A 21,137-nucleotide genomic window follows, 5' to 3' on the forward strand; every position below is an offset into this window, starting at 1 on the left:
CGCTAGAGGCGGACGGAGCCCTGCGGGCGGTCCAGGGGGTGGCCGTCAGGAATCGGTAAGATCGCGCGGCCGCCCAGGGCTTGTGTCCTGGAGCGCCGACTTCCAGGTCATCGTCGTGCCCCGCGTCCCCGATTCCGTACGGCCGTCGTCCGTGACCGTCAGACGCACCACGGACGGGTTCGCGTCCACCGCCACCTCGATCGAGGTGACGTCGCCGCGCCGGTGCGCCGCGGCCAGGGCCCCGCGCAGCGCGGACAGCAGCTCGCCCGCCACCGGCTCCGTGAGCAGGGCGTCCACCGCTCCCGCGAACTGCACCGACGGCTGGAAACCGAGCAGCACCCCCGCGCCGCCCGTCTCGCGCAGGACCCGGCCCCGGAACGTCGTCGGGGCATCGGTCGGCGGCTGCTGGAGGGCGAAGATGGCCGTCCGGACCTCCTGGATGGTGGAGTCCAGTTCGTCCACGGCGAGGCTGAGTTCGTCTCCCACCAGGTCACCGGCAGGGGCGTTCGAGGAGCGCCGCCGGGTGCTCTCCAGCATCATCTCCGTCGCGAACAGCCGCTGGACCACGAGGTCGTGCAGGTCCCGGGCGATCCGGTCGCGGTCCTCGTACACCGCGAGCTGCTCCCGGTCGTGCTGCGCGTCCGCGAGGACGAGGGCCAGCGCGGCCTGGGACGCGAACTGCGAGGCCAGCAGCCGGTCCACGGCGTCGTACGGGCGACCGCCCCGGGCACGCGGCAGCGCGAGGGTGCCGATCAGCTGGCCGCCGCTCTGGAGCGGGAGCATCATGCTGGGCCCGAACCGCTCCCGGACGTGCGTGGTCATCCGGGGATCCGTCGCCGAGTCCTCTATGAACACCGGCTCGCCGCCCAGGAGTTGCTCCAGAACCGGCGAACCGGGGGCGATCGCCGTCCCCACCAGGTCGCCGGGATCCCCGTGGGTGGAGGCGGCCACGATCTCCATGCCGCCCTCGGGGGTCGGCTGGAGCACCACCCCGGCCGCCGCGTCCGCCAGCAGCCGGGCCCGTTCGGCCACGCACATCAGCGCGTCCGCCGCCGGACGCCCGGCCAGCAGGGCCGTGGTCACGGCGGCGGCGCCCTCGATCCAGCGCTCCCGGCGGCGCGCGGTCTCGTAGAGCCGGGAATTGCCGATCGCTATGCCCGCCTGGGCGGCCAGGACGCGCAGCAGGGAGAGGTCCGTCTCGGTGAAGCTGCCGCCGCCGCGCTTCTCGGTGAGGTAGAGGTTGCCGAAGACCTCCGTGTGCACCCGGATCGGCACGCCCAGGAAGCTGTGCATGGGCGGGTGGCCCGGCGGGAAGCCGGCCGCCCGGGGGTCCTGCGTGAGGTCGTCCAGCAGGAGCGGGCGCGGGTCGCGGATCAGGATTCCGAGCAGGCCGGAACGCCCGTCCGGCAGGCGGGGGATCACGTTTCGCTCCGCGTCGCTCATCCCCGCGGTGAACAGCTCGGTCAGCCGGGAGCGCTCGGGGTCGATGACCCCGAGCGCTCCGTAGCGCGCCTCGCAGAGCTCGGCCGCGGAGTCCACGATGTGCTGGAGGGTGGAGTGCAGCTCGAGCTCGGAGCCGACGCTGAGCACCGCCTCCAGCAGGACGGGGAGACTCGCCCGCACCGGCTCGGGATGCGTCATTCGGCCAGCGGGTTGAGGACCATCGGGGCGATCTTCCCTTCCAGCATGGCGCCGAGACCGAGTACGGCGCACACGTCCGGCCGCTCGGCGATGGCGACGGGCATCCCGGTGGCGTCGCGGAGCATCTGGTCGAGGCCGGGCAGCAGGGCGCTGCCGCCCACCATCATGATCCCCCGGTCCGTCAGGTCCGCGACCAGGTCCGGCGGGCAGTCCCGCAGCACCTTGCCGATGCCGTCGAGGACGGCGGTCAGCGGGGTGTGGATGGCGTCCCGCACAGCCGCCGTGTCCACCTGCACGGAACGGGCCAGTCCGGTGGCCACGTCGCGGCCGTGGATGAGGGTGGAGGCCGGTCCCTCGGCGGTGATGCCGTTGCCGTGCAGGGCCAGCTGGAGCGGCCGGACCGCCTGGCTGGGCAGCATCAGCTCGTGCGCGTGGCGCAGGTGCTGGACCACCGCGTGGTCGATGGCCTCGCCGCCGACGGGGATCCGCTCGGCGGTGACGATCGAGCCGAGGGACAGGACGGCGACCTGGGTGGCCGCGGCCCCGCACACCATGATCATCGTCGCGGTCGGCTGCTCCACGGGCAGGCCGCAGCCGACGGCCGCGGCGATCAGGGTGTCGACCAGTTCGACGCGTCGGGCACCGAGCCCGACGAGGGTCTCCACGGTCGCCCGCTGGGCCAGCGGGTCGGCGTCGTGCGGGGTGCAGGCGGCGGCCCGTAGCCGCGGCTTGCGGCGCAGGGCGCGCCGCAGCTTCTCGCCGAGCAGGTGGCGCAGCATCCGCTGGGCCATCTCGATGTCGACGACGGTGCCGCCGGAGACGGGGCGTACGACCCGGATGTAGTCGGGTGTGCGGCCGGTCATCCGCTCGGCGAACGTCCCGACGGCGATGAGCGCGCCGGTTCGTGTGTTCACCGCGGCGACGCTGGGCTCGTCGACGACGAGGCCGGCGCCCTTGACGTATACGCGGGTACGGGCCGCCCCCAGGTCGACGGCGACGTGGCAACGGCGCAACTGCTCAAGACTGACGGTCACGGCAGATCCTCCCGAGAGCGCTGACGCAAGAGGACCGGCAGGGCGCCGGTCGCTTTTCATATCATCCCGGGCATTTGGGGCTATCCGCCTGTTGGGCTGCTCCGGCCGGGGGCTGCCGCATGGCCGATTCGCAGCTGCATGGGGGTGGATTTCTGTACCGACAGGCAGCAGCATGCGCGCACCGCACGCGCTACTCGCCCGTAACAAGGTAAAGGGGACCCGATGCTGACGGCCCGCCAGGGATTGCTGGCACTCCTGACACTCTGCCTGGCGCTGCTGGCGCCCTTCCCCGCCCATGCCGCCGACCGGGTTACGGGCCTCGCTCCTGACCAGGTGTCATCGCGCAATCCGGTGATCTTCGTGCACGGCTACAACGCCGATCCGGGGGTCTGGGGAAGCCTGCGCGAGGACCTGCGGGCCGCCGGGTACGCCGACTCGGAGCTCTTCTCCTGGGGCTACGACACCCACCAGTCGGTCAACGAGGTCCTCGCGGGGCGGTTCGGCGCGTACGTCGACGAGGTCCGCCGGCAGACCGGCGCCGCCAAGGTCGACGTCGTCGCGCACTCCTTCGGCTCGCTGGTGAGCCGCTGGTACGTGAAGTTCGGTGGCGGCACGGCCACCGTGGACCACTGGGTCTCCCTGGCCGGGCCCAACCGCGGCACCTCCACCGCCTGGGCCTGCGCCCTGTGGGACCAGGCATGCCGGGACATGACCCCCGGCTCGTACGTGGTGAAGAACCTGAACGGCGGGGACGAGACCCCGGGCGCGGTGAAGTACGCGACCTTCTGGTCGAACTGCGACGAGGTCGTCAACCCGGACGACAGCGTCCCGCTGACCGGAGCCGCCAACACGCCGGTCGGCTGCCTCAAGCACAACGACCCGCTCGGCGACGACGGAACCTCGGCGGGCGTACGGGCCTTCCTCGCCGCCTAGCCCGTCTGGGCGTCCACGGCGACCCGCTGGAGCAGGCCGTACGTGAACTCCGCCACGCAGGGCTTGCCCCGGGCGGTGAACGCGAGGCGCCAGCGGGTCGGCGCGGTGCCCTCCATCGGCCGCACCGGCGCGAAGGCCCGCGCCACCTCGTCCACCGTCGCCGACCAGGGCAGCAGATCGTCCGGCGACTCCAGTACGGGTCCCCGTGCGCCGGGGGCCCGTACCAGCCACTCGTTCCACACCGCACCGTCCGGCGCGGCCAGCACCTCGAAGCGCAGGTCCGGCCAGAGCGGCACCGCCCACAGCAGTGCCTCGCACTCCAGGTCCCCGATCCTGCGGGGCCCGGCGGACTCCGGCGGGCCGAGCACCGAGCGGTAGCGGGCCAGGGCCCCGCGGGCGCGGGGCTGGGGGCCCCTCCCGGACGGAGTCTGGGGGAGCACCATCGCCTGCCAGCGTTTGTTTGCCTCCCGCTGCTCCGCGAGCGAGGCGCCGAGCCGGCGCCGCGCCTCATCGGCGAGGTCCGGCTGGAAGTCCGCCATTCTGCGCAGCAGCACCAGTTGGAAGGCGGCCGGCCCGAAGGATCCCCGGACGCCCGGAGGAGGATTCGCTGTCACGGAGTCAACGATTCCACACAGGATCCTTACGTTCCCGGGATCCGGATGTTGCCGGGGACCGCGTAGCCTGCGGGCCCTATGAACTACTGCCCCGCTTGTCGGAGGCACCTCAACGGCGCACTGGCGTGCGCCGGGTGCGGAACCCCGGCCGAATACCTGATGCCCGCGCCGCCTGCCGCGCCCGCGGTACCGGCTGCCGCGGTGGCAGAGCCCGAGCCGCAGTCCACGTTGGCCGACGTGTACGCGGACTCCCTCGTCGTGCTGTCCGCGCCGAACGAGCGCCGGACCGGTGCCCGGCGCCGCGCCACCCACCGCAGGCGCCGCCGGACCGTGCTGACCATGGGGCTCGGGCTGCTGGTCGCCACCGCCGGCACGCTGGCGGTGGCCCGGATGGCCACCGAGGGGCAGCGCAGCGACCGGGCCGCCACGGTGGTGCTGACCGACGACGGGCCCCAGCAGCCCGCGCCGCTGCCGCAGGCCTCGACCCCCGTGCGCCCGCACCCGCCGGGTCCGGGAAGGCCTCCGCGGCCGCGAAGGCCACCGGGGCCGCTTCGAAGACGGGCGGGCCCGGGGTGGGCTCCGCGGGGGTCACGCAGCCGGGACCGGCGTCCTCCGCCCCCGCGCCCGCGACATCGGGACCGGCCTCCGGTACCCCCGGTCCGGGGGGCTCCGTAAAGCCGAGTGGTTCGGGACAGCCGACGCCGAGCGGTTCCGCGACGACGCCACCGCCACCGAGCCCTTCGCCCGCGCCGCCCAAGGACTGCGGCTTTCTGGGCATCCTGTGCTGGGGCGACTAGCCGAGCATCCGCTTGAGCAGGTCCCGCAGGGCCGTCCGCTCCTCCGCCGACAGGCCCGCCAGCGGTTCGCGCGCGAAGTCCAGTGACTCGCGCAGCCGGTCCGCGGTCTGCATGCCCTCCTCGGTGGGGGCCGCCAGCTTGACCCGCCGGTCGGCGGGGTCCGGGCGTCGTTCCACCAGGCCGCGGGTCTCCAGCCGGTCGACGATGCCGGTCACGTTCGAGGGCTCGCACCTCAGCTTCTGTGCGATCCGGCGCATCGGCAGCGGCTCCAGGGCCAGCAGGTTCAGCACCCGGGCCTGGGCGCCGGTCAGCTGGTGGCTGGCGGCCGCGTGCTCGTACTCCATGTGGTAGCGGGCCACGACATCGCCGATGAGCTCGACGACCTCGACGGTCACTGGGTCTGCGCGACGACTGGGCATGGAACCAGCGTACCCATTTACTTGACAACATGAAATATCCAGGCGCATGGTTGTTTCACCTAGTGAAGCAATTTTCGTTCTTACCAGGAGCGCCGCATGTCTGAGATCCCCGCCGTCAGCCGCGAGTGGCACCTCGTCCGTCGCCCGCAGGGCTGGCCCGTCGCCGAGGACTTCGCCCTGCGCGAGGTCCCCGTATCCGCCGAGCCCGCCGCCGGCCGGATCCTCGTGCGCAACCTCCACATGTCCGTGGACCCGTACATGCGCGGCCGGATGAACGACGTGAAGTCGTACATCCCGCCCTTCCAGCTCGACGAGCCGATGCAGGGCGGTGCGGTCGGCGAGGTCGTCGCCTCCGCCGCCGAGGGCTTCGCCGTCGGCGACCACGTCCTGCACCACCTGGGCTGGCGCGAGTACGCGGACCTCGACGCGAAGTTCGCCACCAAGGTGGACGCCTCGCTCGCCCCGCTCTCCGCCTACCTCGGCGTGCTCGGCATGCCGGGCCTGACCGCCTACGCCGGCCTCTTCGAGGTCGCCTCCTTCAAGGAGGGCGACTCCGTCTTCGTCTCCGGCGCGGCCGGTGCCGTCGGCAGCCTCGTCGGCCAGTTCGCCAAGATCAAGGGCGCCTCCCGGGTGGTCGGCTCCGCCGGCTCGGACGAGAAGGTGACGCTCCTCACGGAGAAGTACGGCTTCGACGCCGCCTTCAACTACAAGAACGGCCCCGTCGCCGAGCAGCTCCCCGCGGCCGCCCCCGAGGGCATCGACGTCTACTTCGACAACGTGGGCGGCGACCACCTGGAAGCCGCGATCTCCTCGATGAAGGTGGGCGGCAGGGCCACCCTGTGCGGCGCGATCGCCGGCTACAACGACACCGAGGCCGCCCCCGGCCCGCGCAACCTGATGCAGGTCATCGGCAAGCGCCTGCGCCTCCAGGGCATCCTCGTCAACGACCACGCCGGCCTCCAGACGCAGTTCGTCCAGGACGTCGCCGGATGGCTGCGCTCCGGCGAACTCCGGTACGACGAGACGGTCGTCGAGGGTGTCGAGAACGCGACCTCCGCCTTCCTCGGCATGCTGCGCGGCGAGAACACCGGAAAGATGATCGTTTCTTTCACCGGTTAGGCTCACCCCACACCGCTGTGGTCGTGGGCGCGAGTCACGGCGATTCACCTGGAGGATTTTCTTCATGTCCATCACGCAGTCCGACGTCGCGTACACCGCTGTCGCCACCGCCGAGAACGGCCGTGACGGCCGCGTCGCCACCAACGACGGCTCGCTCGACGTCGTCGTGAACCCGCCGAAGGAGCTCGGCGGCAGCGGCGCCGGCACCAACCCGGAGCAGCTGTTCGCCGCCGGCTACAGCGCCTGCTTCCAGGGCGCCCTGGGTGTCGTCGCCAAGAACGTGAACGCCGACATCTCCGGCTCCACGGTCACCGCCGAGGTCGGCATCGGCAAGAACGACGAGGGCTTCGGCCTGATCGTCAAGATCTCCGCCGTGATCCCGAACGTGGACGCCGCCACCGCCAGGGACCTCATCGAGAAGGCCCACGAGGTCTGCCCGTACTCCAAGGCCACCCGCGGCAACATCACCGTCGAGCTCGCCGTCTGATCCGGCACCGCTCAGCGAAGGCCGCACCCCGATCCGGGGTGCGGCCTTCGTCGCTAGGGGGTGTTCCTCCTAAACTGGCGCCATGCGTGATCTTGCGGGGGGTTTCCGGTATCTGCTGGCCGGACAGCGATGGGTGTTCGGGCACGGACGGTGGCTGGGCTTCGGGCTGCTGCCCGGGCTGGTGTCGCTCGTCCTCTACGCGGGCGCGCTGATCGGGCTCGGCTACGGCGCCGACGACTTCACGGCCTGGGCCACCCCCTTCGCCGACGGCTGGGACTCACCGTGGCTCGGGCTCTTCCGGGGCTTCCTGACCGGGCTGGTCTTCTCCCTCGGGCTCTTCCTCTCCGTCATCACCTTCACGGCCGTGACCCTGCTGATCGGCCAGCCGTTCTACGAGTCCCTCGCGGAGCACGTCGACCGCAGCGAGGGCGGCGACGTCCCCGAATCCGGGCTTCCGCTCTGGCGGGAGCTGTGGGTCTCGGCCCGGGACAGCGTGAAGGTGCTCGGCCGGGTGCTCCTGTACGGGATCCTGCTCTTCGCCCTCGGTTTCATCCCGCTGATCGGGCAGACCGTGGTCCCGGTACTCGGGTTCTGCGTCTCCGGGTACTTCCTGACCCAGGAGCTCACCGCCGTCGCCCTCCAGCGGCGCAAGGTGGACCTGCCCGAGCGGCTGGTGCTGCTGCGGTCGCGGCGGATGCTGGTGCTGGGCTTCGGGGTGCCGCTGGTGCTGGCGTTCCTGGTCCCGCTGGTCGCGGTGTTCCTGATGCCGGGCGCGGTGGCCGGGGCCACCCTGATGGCGCGGGACCTCCTGCGGACCGACGAGGCCCCGGCTGCCGAAACCACCCCCGCGGGTTTCGGACCGCCGCCGCCCGCTTACTCGTGATCAGGGGCGCTTGAGCAGAGTGATCGCCCCGGCCGTGTCCTCGGCGCCGTGCGCGGCCGGGTCCGCGGCCAGCCGGCGCCGCAGCAGGTCCACGTACGGGGAGATCAGCTCGGTGCTGACGCCCTGCTCCTCCGCCGTGCGCAGCATGGTGCCGGTGCCCGTGACCTGCATGGCCAGGTTGGAGACCACGCCCGAGGTGAAGTCCCGCGAGGTCAGCCGCTCGGCGGCGTTGCCGACGAAGAAGCCCATCGCGCCGAGCCACTCGGACAGCAGCGGAGCCAGGTCCTTCGGGGCGATGTCCTCGCCCTCGGTCAGCGCATAGGCCTGCGAGATACCGGCGAACATCCCCCACATCGCGCTGAGCAGCGCCACGTCGTGCAGGGCTGCGTGCCCGGGGTTCTCGCCGACGAAGCGGGCGCCGGCCGGGACCTCCAGTACCGCCCGGTGGGTGTCGAAGAGGTCGCGCGAGCCGCTGTAGAAGACGTAGCCGCCGGACTCCGGGACCCCGATCATCGTCGGGGTGGCCATGATGCCGCCGTCCGTGAACCGGGCCCCGCGCTCCTCGGCCCAGGCGGCTCGCGCGCGGCCCTCGGCCGGGGTGCCGGTGGTGAGGTTGACCAGGTCCTTGCCGGTCAGGTCGATGCCGTCGAGGGCGGAGCCGACGGTGGAGTCGTCGAGCAGGCAGACGACGACGAGCCGGCTCGCGGCCACCGCCTCGGCGGGGGTCGCGGCGACGACGGCGCCCTGGGCGGCCAGCGGCTCGGCCTTGGCGGCGGTGCGGTTCCAGACGGTGAGGCGGTGCCCGGCGGCGAGCCAGGTGCGGGCCAGGGCGGTGCCCATGTCGCCGAGGCCGAGCAGGGTGAGCGAGTTCTGAGGCGTGTTGTCGGTCATGGCGTTTAGCCTGGTGGCAGGCCGTGAGGCGCTCAAGTACGCACCTTGGAGTGGGTGGTTACCCCGAGGTGAGCGAGCAGGTGGGAGGGGTGCGCGATGGCGGTGACACGGAGGCCCGGTGCGGATCACTGCGGGATCGCCGCGGCGATGTCGGTGATCGACGGCAAGTGGAAGGTCTCGCTCCTGTGGGAGCTGGAGCAGCGCCCGCAGCGCCGCTTCGGCGAACTGCGCCGGCTCGTACCGGGAGTCTCGGAGAAGGTGCTCGCCGCGCAGCTGCGTGAGCTGGAGTCGGACGGCATCGTGCACCGCGAGGTCTTCGACGAGGTCCCGCCGCGGGTCGAGTACTCCCTGACCCCGCTGGGCCAAGAGCTGAACACGGCTCTGGAAGCCCTGGGGCAATGGGGTGCGAAGCACCTTCTTCCGGATTCGGCGTAGCCTCCGGTCCTCGGTTCCGGGCCCCCCTTTACCCCCGGTGGGCCCGTAGTATGCATGGCAGCAAGTGCCAAGGCTGTCTCTCACTGCCCTTGAGTTCGCCCTGGCCCGGAGCTTCGGCGGGGGCCGGAGTCGGGCAACGGCTTGCCGAGCAACGACCGGCCGTCGGGCCGAGGACCGACCAGCAGTTAGGGACACAGCAGTGACAGTCAGTACCGAGGGCACGGTCACCGTGCTGCCCCCGGGCGGACCGGCCGCGCCCGCCCGCCCGATACCGGCCGTCCGGCGCGGGCCGGCCTCCCGAGGCACGCTCCTGCTCCTCGAAGCCGTCGTCGCCTTCGCCGCCGCGCTCGTGCTCCCGCTGCTGGCCCGTGGCTTCAAGCTCGACCCGCTGGACCGGATCGCGCAGGTCAGCGGCCTCGCCGCGATCCAGCTGCGGTTCGCGCTCGTCGGCCTGCTGTTCATCGCCGCGGTGGCGCTGGCCATGCGGCTGCGCAAGGGCCGGCACTTCAACCTGACCGTCCGGATCGCCGCCGCCGCCATCGCGGGGCTGGCCAGCGGCTTCGTCGCCGCCGGCGCGGTCGTCGCCCTGCACGGCACGCCCTGGCCGATGTTCGGCCTCAACGGCGACAGCGGCCGCATCGTGGAGTGGGCCCACGCGGTGGCCAACGGCCGCCCCTCGGGCTCCCCGGTCTACCCGCCGGCCCCCCTCTACACCCTCGGCTACTACGCCGAGTGGTTCCGCGGCGGCAACACCGCGTACGCCTTCAAGGACCTCCAGATCCTCGGCGCCGCCGCCTTCGGCCCGCTGGTCTACCTCTGCTGGCGCATGCTGCTCAGCCCGGTCCGGGCCCTGGCCTTCGGAGTGGCCCCGGCCTTCGCGCTGATCGACGCGTACAAGCCGTACAGCCAGACCGTCCTCGTCCTGCTGGTGCCGGTCCTGGTGGCGCTGGTGGTGTCGCTGAGCCGCAGCGCCGCGCAGGGCTGGCGGCCGCTCCTGATCAAGGGCGCCGGATTCGGTGCGCTGCTCGGCGTGCTGTTCCTCACCTACTCGGGCTGGTTCCTGTGGAGCGCGGCGGGTGTGTTCTTCGCCGCGCTGCTGTACTTCCCGTGGCGGACCGGCCGGCTCGGCCGGCTCAAGGGCGCGGCCTTCCTCGGCACCACCCTGGCCGCCTTCCTCGTGGTCGCCGGGCGCTACCTGATGGTCATGCTGACCGAGGGCCAGACCACCAAGGACTACAACTTCCGGTTCGACAACTTCACCGACCCGGCGTATTACCTGATGTGGCGCACGGACATGCCCGGCAAGGTGGGGGACTGGCCGCCGCCCGGCGAGTACGGCGGGGTCGGGCTGTTCGCCCTGGTCACCTTCGTCTGCCTCGGTGCCGCGATCTGGCTGGGCATCCGCAAGCCGATGGTGGTCACCATCGCGGCCATGTTCATCAGCGCGTGGGTGATGCGCATGTACATCGCCTCGCACATGTACGAGACGCAGACCGTCCAGCTGTACACCCGCACCAACAACCAGCTGCTCTACTGCGGGCTGCTGCTGTGCGCGCTCGTCGCGCACCTGGTCTCGCAGCGGATGGCCGCACGCCGGGCCGAGTCGGCGACCGGGTCCGAGGCCGCGGGTGGTACGGCGGGCACCGGCCTCCCCGGTCGCGAAGGGGCGGTGATCGGAGCCCTGTGCGCCCTGCTGCTGCTCCTCGGCACCGTCTCCTCCTCGATGGCCGACCGCTACATGCCGGCCAAGGAGAACACCTACCGGATCCTGCCGTGGGTGTCGCACACCATCACCGAGAAGGACGGGAGCTGCCCGAAGTACGCACCCGGCGGCACCTGCTCCAAGGACGGCGACCAGACCTGGCTGAGTTTCATCCGATGACTCGAGGGAACCGATGATCTCCGCACTGACGCGGCTGGCCGACTGGTCGGCCAGAACACCCAAGCGGCTCTGGCTGATCGCGTTCGCGCTGTTCTTCGCGCTCGCGGGCTCCTGGTCCGCCGCCAGCCCCCTCGGGAGCTCCCCCGACGAGCACGCGCACTTCATCCGTGCCGCTGCCGTCGCCAGGGGTCAGATCGGCGGAACCCAGGTGATGGTTCCGCACACGGTGGCGGGCATCGAGGGGCAGTTCGCCGAGACCGGCGTGCAGCTCCCGGAGTGGTACCGGAACCTGCCCGCGGTGCACGAGTGCTACTCGTGGCACCAGTCGAGGCCCGCGTCCTGCGCGCCCTCGCTCGGGAACTCCGAGAAGATCGTGCAGGCCACCACGGCGGCCGGCCGCTACCACCCGGCCTACTACCTGGCGACCGGCTGGCCGAGCCTGCTGGTCGACGGCCCCAAGGGGCTGTACCTGATGCGCTTCGTGTCGGCGCTGCTCTGCTCGGCCCTGCTGGCCAGCGCGGTGGTCACGGCCGCCGAGTGGCGGCGGCGCTCGCTGGCGATGATCGGCGTGCTCACAGCGGCCACGCCGATGACGCTGTACATGGCCGGCATGGTCAACCCCAGTGGTGGTGAGATCGCCGCCGGGATCCTGGTGTGGACGGCCCTGCTGTCGATCGTGCTGTCGCCCGACCCACAGCTGCTGAACCGCCGGCTCGCCCGGCTGGGCATCGGCGGACTGGTGCTGATCAACATCCGGCCGCTGGGACTGATCTGGTTCGCCGGGGCCGTGGTCTTCTGCCTGCTGCTGACGCAGCGGCGCGGAGTACTGGGATCGGTGCTGCGCCGCAAGGCCCTGTGGATGTGGACGGCCCTGCTGGGCGCCGCGACGGCCGGTGCGCTGCTGTGGGCGGCGTCGCACCCGGACAACTCGAAGATCGACATCCCCGACTCGCTCACCTCGGGCGTGGCCGCGAAGCGCACCCTCGGCAACACCGAGGTCTACATCAAGCAGATGCTCGGGTACTTCGGCTGGCTGGACACCCCGGCCCCGGCCTTCATGTACGTGGTGTGGATGGCCGTGCTCGGGACGCTCGTCGCGCTGGCGCTGGTCTACGGCCGCAGGCGCGATGTGGTGGCGGTACTCGGCATGCTGGCGGCCGTCGTGCTGGTCCCGGTGGCCGCCCAGGCTTCGGAAGCGGAGCGGATCGGCATGGTGTGGCAGGGCCGCTACCTGCTGCCCTTCGCCGTCGGCCTGCCGCTGATGGCCGTGCTGATCTGCGCCACGCGCGCCCCCGAGCGGGGCTTCCCCTGGCGACGGCTGGTCGGCTTCTCCGTCGCCGGCCTCGCGCTGGCCAACGGGGCGGCGTTCTACTGGACGCTGCGCCGCTTCACGGTCGGCACCAAGGGTTCGTGGCTGGCGACCCACGCGCACTGGGCCCCGCCCGGCGGCTGGGTTCTGTGGACCGGCGTGTACACGGCGGCGGCTCTCGCCATCGTGGTGGCGGCCCTGGTGTCGGACCGCAAGCCCGCCGCGCCGCAGCCCCCGGACCTGGACACCCCGCGTCCGGGCCGCCACTCGCGGGTGCCCGAGCCCGTCTGACGCACCCCGTCAGGTGGTGACCCCGATCTCGGTGGTCACCACCGACGGCGTACGGTCGTCCGCCTCGGCCAGCAGCATGCCCCCCGGGGCCCACACGGCCGCGCCGCCACAGCCGGTCCACGGGCCCGCCGGGCCGACGTGGTTGGCGAGGACGACGTACAGACCGTGCTCCTTCGCGATCCCCGGATGGACGGTCGCGCGCTCGTGGACGCCGTCGCCCGTCCCGTACAAGGACGAGGCGAGGTGCACCCGGCAGCCGTCGGCCGCGCCCCGGCCCGGCAGGTCGGGGAAGTGGTTGTCGTAGCAGATGCCCAACGAGAAGCGGATCCCGCCGAGTTCGAACCGCCCGTCGCGCTCCCCGGGCCGGAAGACGTCCTGCTCGTGCCGGAAGAGGTGCTGCTTCAGGTACGTGGTCACGTGCGCGCCGTCCGCGTCGTGGACCAGCGTCGCGATGGCGGGCCGCCCGTCTTCGGTCGGCAGCGCGACGTTGACCGCGGTGGCGATGCCGGCGGAGCGCACCGGGTCCAGCCGGGGGTCGTCGGCGGCCGTCCACAGCCCGGGGTCGGCGGCCAGCGCGTCCAGCTCGTAGCCGGTGAGCGTGAACTCGGGGAACACCACGAGCCCGGCGCCCTCCTCCCGGGCCCGGACGGCGAGCCCGGCGGCCCGGTCGGCATTGGCCCGCACATCGGCGGGAACACAGGTCATCTGAGCTGCGGCGATCTTCACGCGGCCCAGCCTAGGGGATGTCCTGGCGCTGCCGTCAGAGCTCCGCGGGCCCCCGCAGCAGGGTCAGGAAGGAGCGGAACGCCGCGGGCATGTCCACCGATTCGGGGGCGAGGAGCCACTGGTACTGGAGGCCGTCCATGACCGCCGTCAGGAGCGGGGCCGCCTGTTCCGGGGTGAGGCCCGAGGGGAGGCGGTCGCCGAACTCGGCGCGCAGGACCGCCGCCATCTCGCCGCGGACCTGGGCGTAGCGCTCGGTGAAGAACTCCCGGGCCGGGTGCCCGTCGGTGACGCTCTCGCCCAGCAGCGCCGAGAAGGTCTGCACGATGCCCGGGCGCATGGCGTTGTACTCCACCAGTGAGGCCAGCAGGTCCAGGCGCCAGGTGTCCGCCGAGGCGCGCGAGCCGCCGCCCGTGTCCCAGCGGTCGCGTTCCTGCAGCACCGCGACCAGCAGGGCCTCCTTGGTCGGGAAGTAGTGCAGCAGCCCCTGCTGGGTCAGACCGACGCGCTCGGCGACCGCACCCAGTGACGCGCCCCGGTAGCCGCGCTCTGCGATCACCTCGACGGCCGCGCGGACGATCTCCTCGCGCCGCTCCTCGCTCCTCGCCCTGGCCATCGCCCCGGCACCCCTTTTCGTTCGCGCCTGTCCGCAGCACCGTACGACATCCGGATATTACGAACAGATTACGAGACCTACCGCTCTACAGGCAACAGGTCCACGATGGGGGCACCGCACCGCACCGCACGCATCGCACTCAACGAGGAGGCACGGCCGTGACCGATGCCGATCAGGTCCGCAACAGCGTCGTAGAAGAGGCGCTCGGCAAGCTGGATCTCGACACCAAGGCCCGCCTGCTGGCCGGCCAGGACATGTGGTCCCTGCCCGCCGTCCCCGAGATCGGGCTGCAGTCCCTGGTCATGTCCGACGGCCCCATCGGGGTGCGCGGTGTGCGCTGGACCGCCGACGACCCGTCCATCGCGCTGCCCTCCCCGACCGCGCTCGCTGCCGCCTGGGACCCCGCCCTCGCCCGCCGCGCCGGCCGGCTCCTCGCCCAGGAGGCCCGCCGCAAGGGCGTCCACGTGCTCCTCGCGCCCACCGTCAACCTGCACCGCTCCCCGCTCGGCGGCCGCCACTTCGAGTGCTACTCCGAGGACCCGTACCTCACCGGCGTGGTCGGCGCCGGCTACGTGAACGGCGTCCAGGACGGCGGGGTCGGCACCACCGTCAAGCACTTCGTCGGCAACGACGCCGAGACCGAGCGGTTCACCGGGGACAGCGTCATCGCCCCGCGCCCGCTGCGCGAGCTGTACCTGACACCCTTCGAGGCCATCGTCGCCAATGCCCACCCCTGGGGCATCATGACCGCGTACAACCAGGTCAACGGCACGACGATGACCGAGCACCGCTACCTGGTCAACGAAGTCCTGCGCGGCGAGTGGGGCTTCGACGGCTACAACGTCTCCGACTGGATGGCCGCCCGCTCCACCACCGGGGACATCGAGGGCGGCCTCGACGTGGCCATGCCCGGCCCGCAGACCGTCTACGGACCCGCCCTCGCCGAGGCCGTCCGGGCCGGCGAGGTCCCCGAGTCCGCCGTGGACGAGGCCGTGCGCAACGTGCTGCGCCTCGCCGCCCGCGTCGGCATCCTGGAGGGCGCCCCCGCCGTGGTCACCGAGGCCCCCGCCCCGGTCGACGGCCAGGCGCTGGCCCGCGAGCTCGCGGCCCGCGGCTTCGTCCTCGTACGGAACGAGGGCGGCGCCCTGCCGCTCGACGCCGCCGGCCGCACCGTCGCCCTGATCGGAGCCGCCGCCCGCGACGCCCGCGTCCTCGGCGGCGGCTCCGCCACCGTCTTTCCCGAGCGGATCGTCTCCCCGCTCGACGGCCTCACCGCCGCGCTCCCGGACGGCGCGCTGACCTACTCCGTCGGCGCCGACCCCTCCGACGAACTCGCCCCCGCCGAAAAGGGCTTCGAGCTCCGCGCCGTCTGCCGCGACGCCTCCGGCGCCGTCCTCGGCGAGGGCAGCCTGCCGACCGGCCAGGTCCAGTGGATCGGCAACGACCTGCCCGCGGGCGCCACGTACGAGACCATGGCGAGCATCGAGGTCACCGGTACCTTCCTGCCGCGCGAGAGCGGCGAGCACGCCTTCGGCACCCGGGGACTGGGCGCCTTCACCCTCGCCGTCGGGGGACGGACCCTCTGGGAGGGCGTCCAGGAGATGGGCAACGAGGCCGACCCCTTCGAGGCCTTCTTCGGCGCCCCCAGCGAACGCGCCCGGATCGACCTCACCGAGGGCGAGCCCGTCGAGGTCTCGCTGACCTTCCACGTCCCCGACATGACCGCGCTGCCGCTCAAGGCGATCATGTTCTCGCTGCTGCACCTCGGACCGCGGCGCGACGCCGAGGAGCTCATCGCCGAGGCCGTGGCGGCCGCCCGCGCCGCCGACACCGCCGTCGTGGTCGTCGCCACCACCGACCGCGTGGAATCCGAGGGCTTCGACCGCAAGGACCTCGACCTGCCGGGCCGTCAGGACGACCTGGTCCGCGCCGTCGCCGCCGCCAACCCGAACACCGTGGTCGTCGTCAACGCCGGCTCCCCGGTCGAGCTCCCGTGGCGCGAGGACGTCGCCGCCGTGCTGCTGACCTGGTTCCCCGGGCAGGAGGGCGGGGCCGCGCTGGCCGACGTACTCCTCGGGCACGCAGAGCCGGGCGGGCGGCTGCCCACCACCTGGCCCGCGCGGTTCGCGGACGCGCCCGTCACCGAGGTCGTGCCCACCGAGGGGCGCCTGGAGTACCGCGAGGGGCTGTTCATCGGCTACCGGGCGTACGAGGCCCGGTCCATCACCCCCGCCTTCCCCTTCGGGCACGGCCTCGGGTACACCGACTGGGCGTACGAGTCCCTCGAGGTCACCGCCACCACGGCCCGGGTCCGCATCACCAACACCGGCACCCGGCCCGGCCGCGAGGTCGTCCAGGTCTACCTGGCCCCCGTGGCCGACCCCGTGGAGCGCCCGGCGAGCTGGCTGGCCGGCTTCGCGGGCGTCGAGGCGGGCCCCGGCGAGAGCGTCGAGGCCGAGATCGCCCTGCCCGCCCGGGCCTTCGAGATCTGGGACGAGGAGGCCCGCGGCTGGCAGCGGATCGGCGGCACCTACGAGGTCCGCGCGAGCCACTCGCACGGCGACACACGGCTGACGGCCACGCTCGACCTCGGGTGACGCAGCGTCACGACACGCCGTAAGGACGAAATGGCCGGAAATAACCCCTGTCGCGTCCTCTGAAGCTGGACCGGAGGCGGGCCCTGACTCCCGCCTCCGGTCCGTCGCGTCAACGTGGCGGCTGCGCCGCCGTCACCTGTCGGTGCGCCAGTTCCGCCAGCCGCGCCTGCCCGTCCTTGCCCGGATGGAACCAGTCCCAACGGCTCAACTGGTCCGCCGAGAACGGGTACTGGAAGACCGCGCCGCCGTCGTAGCGGCACAGCGCGTCCTTCGCGCACACCTCGCGGAGCACCTCGTTGTACTCGACCACCCGTGCCCGCACCTGCTCGCGCCGGGTCTTCGCACCCGAGCCCGCCGCCAGCGGATCGGCGAGCATCGACTGGCAGATGCCCAGGCTCCAGATCCTCCGCACCATCGGGTCGTCCTTGCCCTGCTCCCACAGCCGCTGGAGGTCCGGGACGCTGGAGACGTACACCTGGGTGGAGGCGGACGAGGCCCGCAGCCCCGCGAGGGCCTCCTCGAAACCGGACCGGAACTCCGCCACCGGCGTCATCGACGAAGTCGTGGGCCGGCAGGCGTCGTTCGAGCCCACCATGACCGTGACCAGGTCAGGCTTGTGTGCGACCGCCTGGGACAGCTGCCCCGGCAGGTCCGCCATCCGCGAGCCGGTCACCGCGAGGTTCCAGCTGCGGGCGGGCGCCTCGGCCTCCCCCAGAAGTCGCGCGGCCAGCGAGCGGACCGCCGGATCGTTCCCGGTGACCCAGGAGACCTCCGGGCAGTCGGCGAGGACCGAACAGGCGTCGAAACCACGGGTGATGGAGTCGCCGACGGCGGCGATCGAGGCGGGCGCCGTGTTCCAGCGCGGCCCGGCCTGCGCCCCGCGCTCGCCCTCGTCACCCGAGTCGCCCGGCCCGCACCCCGTCAGCGCCCCGGCCAGCAGGGCGACCGCCGCTCCCGCGCCCGCGAGCGTCCGGCGCGCGCGGCGGCGCGGAGCGGTGGTGCGCATCGGATGGTCCCCTCCTCGACACCCCCGCGTCGTTCGGGGGGTCCTGCTGAGTGAAAGCTCTGTGTTTACCGGCCTTGGAGCGACCGTACGTCACACCATGACCCCTGACGCACGGTAGCTTTTTCCCGTGGCGTTTCGGCCGCAGGTCCCGTAGCGCAATGTCAAATAATTTCCGTTACATTACATCACGTCACATACTGTCCGTTTTCTGGAGTTTATTCCCGACCTCGTCCCACACTGGAGGTCCCGGTGACGACACGTGGAGTTCTGTACGTGCATTCCGCACCGCGCGCGCTCTGCCCGCACGTGGAATGGGCTGTTGCGGGCGTGCTCGGGGTGCGGGTGAACCTCGACTGGATCAGGCAGCCCGCCTCCCCGGGCACCTGGAGAGCCGAGTTCTCCTGGCAGGCCGAGGCGGGCACCGCCTCGAAACTCGCCTCCGCGCTGCGCGGCTGGCACCTGCTGCGCTTCGAGGTGACCGCGGAACCCTGTCCGACCGCCGAGGGCGAGCGCTACAGCTCCACCCCGGAGCTCGGCATCTTCCACGCCGTCACCGGCATGCACGGCGACATCCTGATCCCCGAGGACCGGCTGCGCGCCGCCCTCGCCCGGTCCGGCCGAGGCGAGACCGACCTGGAGGCGGAGATCGCCAAGCTGCTCGGCAAGCCCTGGGACGACGAACTGGAGCCCTTCCGCTACGCGGGCGAGGGCGCCCCGGTCCGCTGGCTCCACCAGGTGGTCTGACACACGCGAAGGGCCCCGCCCGGCAATTGCCGGGCGGGGCCCTTCGTACGTGCGTCAGACGGTACGGAACGCGAGCGTCACGTTGTGGCCGCCGAAGCCGAAGGAGTTGTTGATCGCGGAGATCGGGCCGTCGGCAGGCAGCTTGCGCGGCTCGCCGCGCACGATGTCCGCGTCGATGTCGTCGTCGAGGTCGTCGACGTTGATCGTCGGCGGGGCCAGCCGGTGGTAGAGCGCCAGTACGGTCGCGACGGTCTCGATGCCGCCCGCACCGCCCAGCAGGTGACCGGTCATCGACTTGGTCGCGGAGATCGCGATGTGGTCGAGGTCCTCGCCCAGCACCTTGCGCAGGGCCTTCAGCTCGGCCGTGTCACCCTGCGGGGTGGACGTGGCGTGCGCGTTCAGGTGGACCAGTTCGGCCTTGTCGAGCCCGGTGTTGTCGAGCAGGTTCTGCACCGCGGCCGCGACACCGCGGCCGGTCGGCTCCGGCTGCGCGATGTGGTGGCTGTCCGCGGACAGGCCCTGGCCCAGCACCTCGCAGTAGACCCGGGCGCCGCGCGCGGCGGCGTGCTCGGCGGACTCCAGGACGACGACGCCCGCGCCCTCGCCCAGGACGAAGCCGTCACGGGCCTTGTCGTACGGGCGGGAAGCCTGCTCGGGGTTCTCGTTGTTCTTGGACATCGCCATCATGTTGGCGAACGCGGCGATCGGCAGCGGGTGGATCGCCGCCTCGGTGCCGCCCGCGACGACCACGTCGGCACGGCCGCTGCGGATCATCTCCATGGCGTAGCCGATGGCCTCGGCGCCGGACGCGCAGGCGCTGACCGGAGTGTGCACGCCCGCCTGGGCGTTGACCTCCAGGCCGACGTTGGCGGACGGGCCGTTCGGCATGAGCATCGGGACGGTGTGCGGGGAGACCCGGCGCACACCCTTCTCCTTCAGCACGTCGTACTGGTCGAGCAGGGTCGTCACGCCGCCGATGCCGGAGGCGATCACGGTGCCCAGGCGCTCGGGCGCGATGGGGCCGTCCTCACCGGCAGGGGCGGTGTAGCCGGCGTCGGCCCACGCCTCCCGGGCCGCGATGACGGCGAACTGCGCCGAGCGGTCGAGCTTGCGGGCCAGCGGCCGGGGCAGGACCTCGCTCGGGTCCACGGCGGCCGGCGCGGCGATGCGGACCGGGAGTTCGGCGAAGCGCTCGCCCTCCAGGGGCTTTACGCCGGAACGGCCGGCGAGCAGACCTTCCCAGGTCGAAGCGCTGTCGCCACCCAGCGGAGTGGTTGCGCCGATACCGGTGACGACCACGGTGCGATTGGTCGGGCTCACAGGAATTCTTTCTCCACGTCTCAGGGGGTGCTGAATTGTCACGGCGCCACCGCCAGGTGGCGACAAACGCTCGTCAGGCTCAGGCCTGGTGCTTCAGGATGTAGCTCGCGGCGTCGCCGACCGACTTGAGGTTCTTGACGTCCTCGTCCGGGATCTTGACGTCGAAGCGCTCTTCGGCGGCGACGACGACCTCGACCATGGAGAGGGAGTCGACGTCGAGGTCGTCGGTGAACGACTTCTCGATCTGGACGTCCTCGACGGGGATGCCGGCGATCTCGTTGACGATCTCCGCGAGACCGGCGACGATCTCTTCCTGGGTGGCGGCCATGTGGCGCTCCTTCTCTGGGTAACTGGGTAAAGCAGGATCGGAATGTGGTTCCCGGTCCTAGGGGAGGGTAACGACCGTCGCGGCGTAGACGAGTCCCGCCCCGAAGCCGATGACGAGCGCGGTGTCGCCGCTCTTCGCCGCTCCGGTCGCCAGGAGCCGCTCCATAGCGAGCGGGATCGAGGCGGCCGAGGTGTTGCCGGTGGTCTCCACGTCACGGGCGACCGTGACGTGCTCCGGCAGCTTCAGAGTCTTCACCATCGAGTCGATGATCCGCATGTTTGCCTGGTGCGGAATGAAGACGTCCAGGTCGTCCGCGGTGATCCCGGCGGCGTCGAGCGCCTGCTGGGCCACCTTGGCCATCTCGAAGACGGCCCAGCGGAAGACCGCCTGACCCTCCTGCGTGATGGCCGGAAACTTCTCGGCGCTGTCCTTGCTGCGGAACTCGTCCCACGGCACGGTCTGCTTGATGGTCTCGGACTTGTCGCCCTCCGAACCCCACACCGTGGGGCCGATGGCCGGCTCGTCCGAGGGGCCGACGACCACGGCACCGGCGCCGTCGCCGAACAGGAAGGCCGTCGCGCGGTCCTCCAGGTCGGTCAGGTCCGAGAGCCGCTCCACGCCGATGACGAGCACGTACTGGGCGGAACCTTCCACCACCAGGCCCTTGGCCAGGGTCAGGCCGTAGCCGAAACCGGCACAGCCCGCGGAGATGTCGAAGGCGGCGGGCTTGACCGCGCCGATCCGGTGCGCGATCTCCGTCGCGATGGCCGGGGTCTGCTTGAAGTGCGAGACCGTGGAGACGATCACCGCCCCGATCTGCTCGGGGGAGACACCGGCATCGGCCAGCGCCTTTCCGGAGGCCTCCACCGACATCGCGGCGACGGTCTCCTGGGGCGAGGCCCAGTGCCGGGTCGCGATGCCGGAACGGGAGCGGATCCACTCGTCGGACGAGTCGATCGTCTCGAGGATGACCTCGTTGGGCACCACACGGGTCGGGCGGTAGCCGCCGACACCGAGAATGCGGGCGTAAGGGGAGCCCTTGGCCGGCTTGATCTTGGACATGCTGTG

General features: G+C 72.0%; 21 protein-coding genes. 10 read left to right on the forward strand and 11 right to left on the reverse strand.

All coding sequences use genetic code 11. From position 1 onward, the window contains the following. Window positions 1-45: 45 nt before the first annotated feature. Both OHA89_RS25105 and OHA89_RS25110 read right to left on the reverse strand, forming a co-directional pair. The gene (locus OHA89_RS25105; RefSeq protein WP_406367156.1) at window positions 46-1,641 is read right to left on the reverse strand and encodes a GAF domain-containing protein; all 1,596 of its coding nucleotides are present in this window, start codon (window positions 1,639-1,641) and stop codon (window positions 46-48) included. Next, the gene (locus tag OHA89_RS25110; protein WP_215140901.1) at window positions 1,638-2,675 is read right to left on the reverse strand and encodes a rod shape-determining protein; all 1,038 of its coding nucleotides are present in this window, start codon (window positions 2,673-2,675) and stop codon (window positions 1,638-1,640) included. The genes OHA89_RS25105 and OHA89_RS25110 overlap by 4 nt, the downstream gene beginning before the upstream one ends. 222 nt (window positions 2,676-2,897) lie before the next feature. Here OHA89_RS25110 and OHA89_RS25115 point away from each other — a divergent pair, with 222 nt between their 5' ends. Continuing rightward, a complete protein-coding gene (locus OHA89_RS25115; RefSeq protein WP_266609788.1) occupies window positions 2,898-3,608 on the forward strand; it encodes a triacylglycerol lipase in 711 nt (236 codons plus the stop codon). Here the strand turns inward: OHA89_RS25115 and OHA89_RS25120 are convergent. After that, complete coding sequence (locus OHA89_RS25120) at window positions 3,605-4,222, reverse strand: hypothetical protein (RefSeq protein WP_406367159.1); 618 nt, start codon at window positions 4,220-4,222, stop codon at window positions 3,605-3,607. The genes OHA89_RS25115 and OHA89_RS25120 overlap by 4 nt on opposite strands. A gap of 201 nt (window positions 4,223-4,423) precedes the next feature. Between OHA89_RS25120 and OHA89_RS25125 the strand changes: the two genes are divergently transcribed. Continuing rightward, entirely contained in the window at window positions 4,424-4,897 is a 474-nt protein-coding gene (locus tag OHA89_RS25125) for a hypothetical protein (RefSeq protein WP_406367160.1), read from the forward strand. Between the two features lie 118 nt (window positions 4,898-5,015). On the opposite strand, the gene OHA89_RS25130 is transcribed toward OHA89_RS25125, so the two are convergent. Further along, window positions 5,016-5,438, reverse strand: a complete 423-nt coding sequence (locus OHA89_RS25130; RefSeq protein WP_215140905.1) for a MarR family winged helix-turn-helix transcriptional regulator — start codon at window positions 5,436-5,438, stop codon at window positions 5,016-5,018. Window positions 5,439-5,534: 96 nt separating this feature from the next. Between OHA89_RS25130 and OHA89_RS25135 the strand changes: the two genes are divergently transcribed. The 3 genes from OHA89_RS25135 (at window position 5,535) to OHA89_RS25145 (ending at window position 7,927) form a co-directional block, all read left to right on the forward strand. Then, on the forward strand, window positions 5,535-6,557 hold the full coding sequence (locus OHA89_RS25135; RefSeq protein WP_215140906.1) for an NADP-dependent oxidoreductase: 1,023 nt from the start codon (window positions 5,535-5,537) through the stop codon (window positions 6,555-6,557). Window positions 6,558-6,621: 64 nt separating this feature from the next. Beyond that, entirely contained in the window at window positions 6,622-7,044 is a 423-nt protein-coding gene (locus tag OHA89_RS25140; RefSeq protein WP_406367162.1) for an organic hydroperoxide resistance protein, read from the forward strand. 82 nt (window positions 7,045-7,126) lie between these two features. Beyond that, window positions 7,127-7,927 carry an EI24 domain-containing protein gene (locus tag OHA89_RS25145; protein ID WP_257556485.1) on the forward strand — a complete coding sequence of 267 codons (801 nt, stop codon included), beginning with the start codon at window positions 7,127-7,129 and terminating at the stop codon, window positions 7,925-7,927. Here the strand turns inward: OHA89_RS25145 and OHA89_RS25150 are convergent, their stop codons facing one another. Beyond that, the gene (locus OHA89_RS25150) at window positions 7,928-8,818 is read right to left on the reverse strand and encodes an NAD(P)-dependent oxidoreductase (RefSeq protein WP_266609793.1); all 891 of its coding nucleotides are present in this window, start codon (window positions 8,816-8,818) and stop codon (window positions 7,928-7,930) included. A 96-nt stretch (window positions 8,819-8,914) separates the two neighbouring features. Between OHA89_RS25150 and OHA89_RS25155 the strand changes: the two genes are divergently transcribed. The 3 genes from OHA89_RS25155 (at window position 8,915) to OHA89_RS25165 (ending at window position 12,735) form a co-directional block, all read left to right on the forward strand. Further along, window positions 8,915-9,253 (forward strand): helix-turn-helix domain-containing protein, encoded by a 339-nt coding sequence (locus OHA89_RS25155; protein ID WP_215140910.1) that lies wholly within the window; start codon window positions 8,915-8,917, stop codon window positions 9,251-9,253. A gap of 199 nt (window positions 9,254-9,452) precedes the next feature. After that, the gene (locus OHA89_RS25160; protein WP_406367165.1) at window positions 9,453-11,135 is read left to right on the forward strand and encodes a hypothetical protein; all 1,683 of its coding nucleotides are present in this window, start codon (window positions 9,453-9,455) and stop codon (window positions 11,133-11,135) included. A 13-nt stretch (window positions 11,136-11,148) separates the two neighbouring features. Next, on the forward strand, window positions 11,149-12,735 hold the full coding sequence (locus OHA89_RS25165) for a DUF2142 domain-containing protein (RefSeq protein WP_406367167.1): 1,587 nt from the start codon (window positions 11,149-11,151) through the stop codon (window positions 12,733-12,735). A gap of 9 nt (window positions 12,736-12,744) precedes the next feature. On the opposite strand, the gene OHA89_RS25170 is transcribed toward OHA89_RS25165, so the two are convergent. Next, window positions 12,745-13,461, reverse strand: a complete 717-nt coding sequence (locus OHA89_RS25170; RefSeq protein WP_266609797.1) for a carbon-nitrogen hydrolase family protein — start codon at window positions 13,459-13,461, stop codon at window positions 12,745-12,747. A 34-nt stretch (window positions 13,462-13,495) separates the two neighbouring features. Further along, window positions 13,496-14,074 carry a TetR/AcrR family transcriptional regulator gene (locus OHA89_RS25175; RefSeq protein ID WP_215140914.1) on the reverse strand — a complete coding sequence of 193 codons (579 nt, stop codon included), beginning with the start codon at window positions 14,072-14,074 and terminating at the stop codon, window positions 13,496-13,498. Between the two features lie 158 nt (window positions 14,075-14,232). On the opposite strand from OHA89_RS25175, the gene OHA89_RS25180 reads away from it, so the two are divergent. Beyond that, window positions 14,233-16,671: a beta-glucosidase gene (locus tag OHA89_RS25180; protein WP_406367169.1), complete on the forward strand. Its 2,439-nt coding sequence runs from the start codon at window positions 14,233-14,235 to the stop codon at window positions 16,669-16,671. A 109-nt stretch (window positions 16,672-16,780) separates the two neighbouring features. Here the strand turns inward: OHA89_RS25180 and OHA89_RS25185 are convergent, their stop codons facing one another. Next, the gene (locus tag OHA89_RS25185) at window positions 16,781-17,677 is read right to left on the reverse strand and encodes an SGNH/GDSL hydrolase family protein (RefSeq protein WP_406367170.1); all 897 of its coding nucleotides are present in this window, start codon (window positions 17,675-17,677) and stop codon (window positions 16,781-16,783) included. Window positions 17,678-17,926: 249 nt separating this feature from the next. On the opposite strand from OHA89_RS25185, the gene OHA89_RS25190 reads away from it, so the two are divergent. Next, the gene (locus tag OHA89_RS25190; RefSeq protein WP_069920163.1) at window positions 17,927-18,421 is read left to right on the forward strand and encodes a DUF3145 domain-containing protein; all 495 of its coding nucleotides are present in this window, start codon (window positions 17,927-17,929) and stop codon (window positions 18,419-18,421) included. A 54-nt stretch (window positions 18,422-18,475) separates the two neighbouring features. On the opposite strand, the gene OHA89_RS25195 is transcribed toward OHA89_RS25190, so the two are convergent. The 3 genes from OHA89_RS25195 to OHA89_RS25205 all read right to left on the reverse strand — a co-directional run bounded on the left by OHA89_RS25195 (window position 18,476) and on the right by OHA89_RS25205 (window position 21,131). After that, window positions 18,476-19,741, reverse strand: a complete 1,266-nt coding sequence (locus tag OHA89_RS25195; protein ID WP_215140917.1) for a beta-ketoacyl synthase — start codon at window positions 19,739-19,741, stop codon at window positions 18,476-18,478. Between the two features lie 79 nt (window positions 19,742-19,820). Next, window positions 19,821-20,069 (reverse strand): acyl carrier protein, encoded by a 249-nt coding sequence (locus OHA89_RS25200; RefSeq protein ID WP_215140918.1) that lies wholly within the window; start codon window positions 20,067-20,069, stop codon window positions 19,821-19,823. A 57-nt stretch (window positions 20,070-20,126) separates the two neighbouring features. Then, window positions 20,127-21,131: a ketoacyl-ACP synthase III gene (locus tag OHA89_RS25205; RefSeq protein WP_215140919.1), complete on the reverse strand. Its 1,005-nt coding sequence runs from the start codon at window positions 21,129-21,131 to the stop codon at window positions 20,127-20,129. Between the last annotated feature and the right edge of the window lie 6 nt (window positions 21,132-21,137).

The sequence above is a fragment of the Streptomyces sp. NBC_01546 genome (genome assembly GCF_045208355.1).
Taxonomy (GTDB): Bacteria; Actinomycetota; Actinomycetes; order Streptomycetales; family Streptomycetaceae; genus Streptomyces.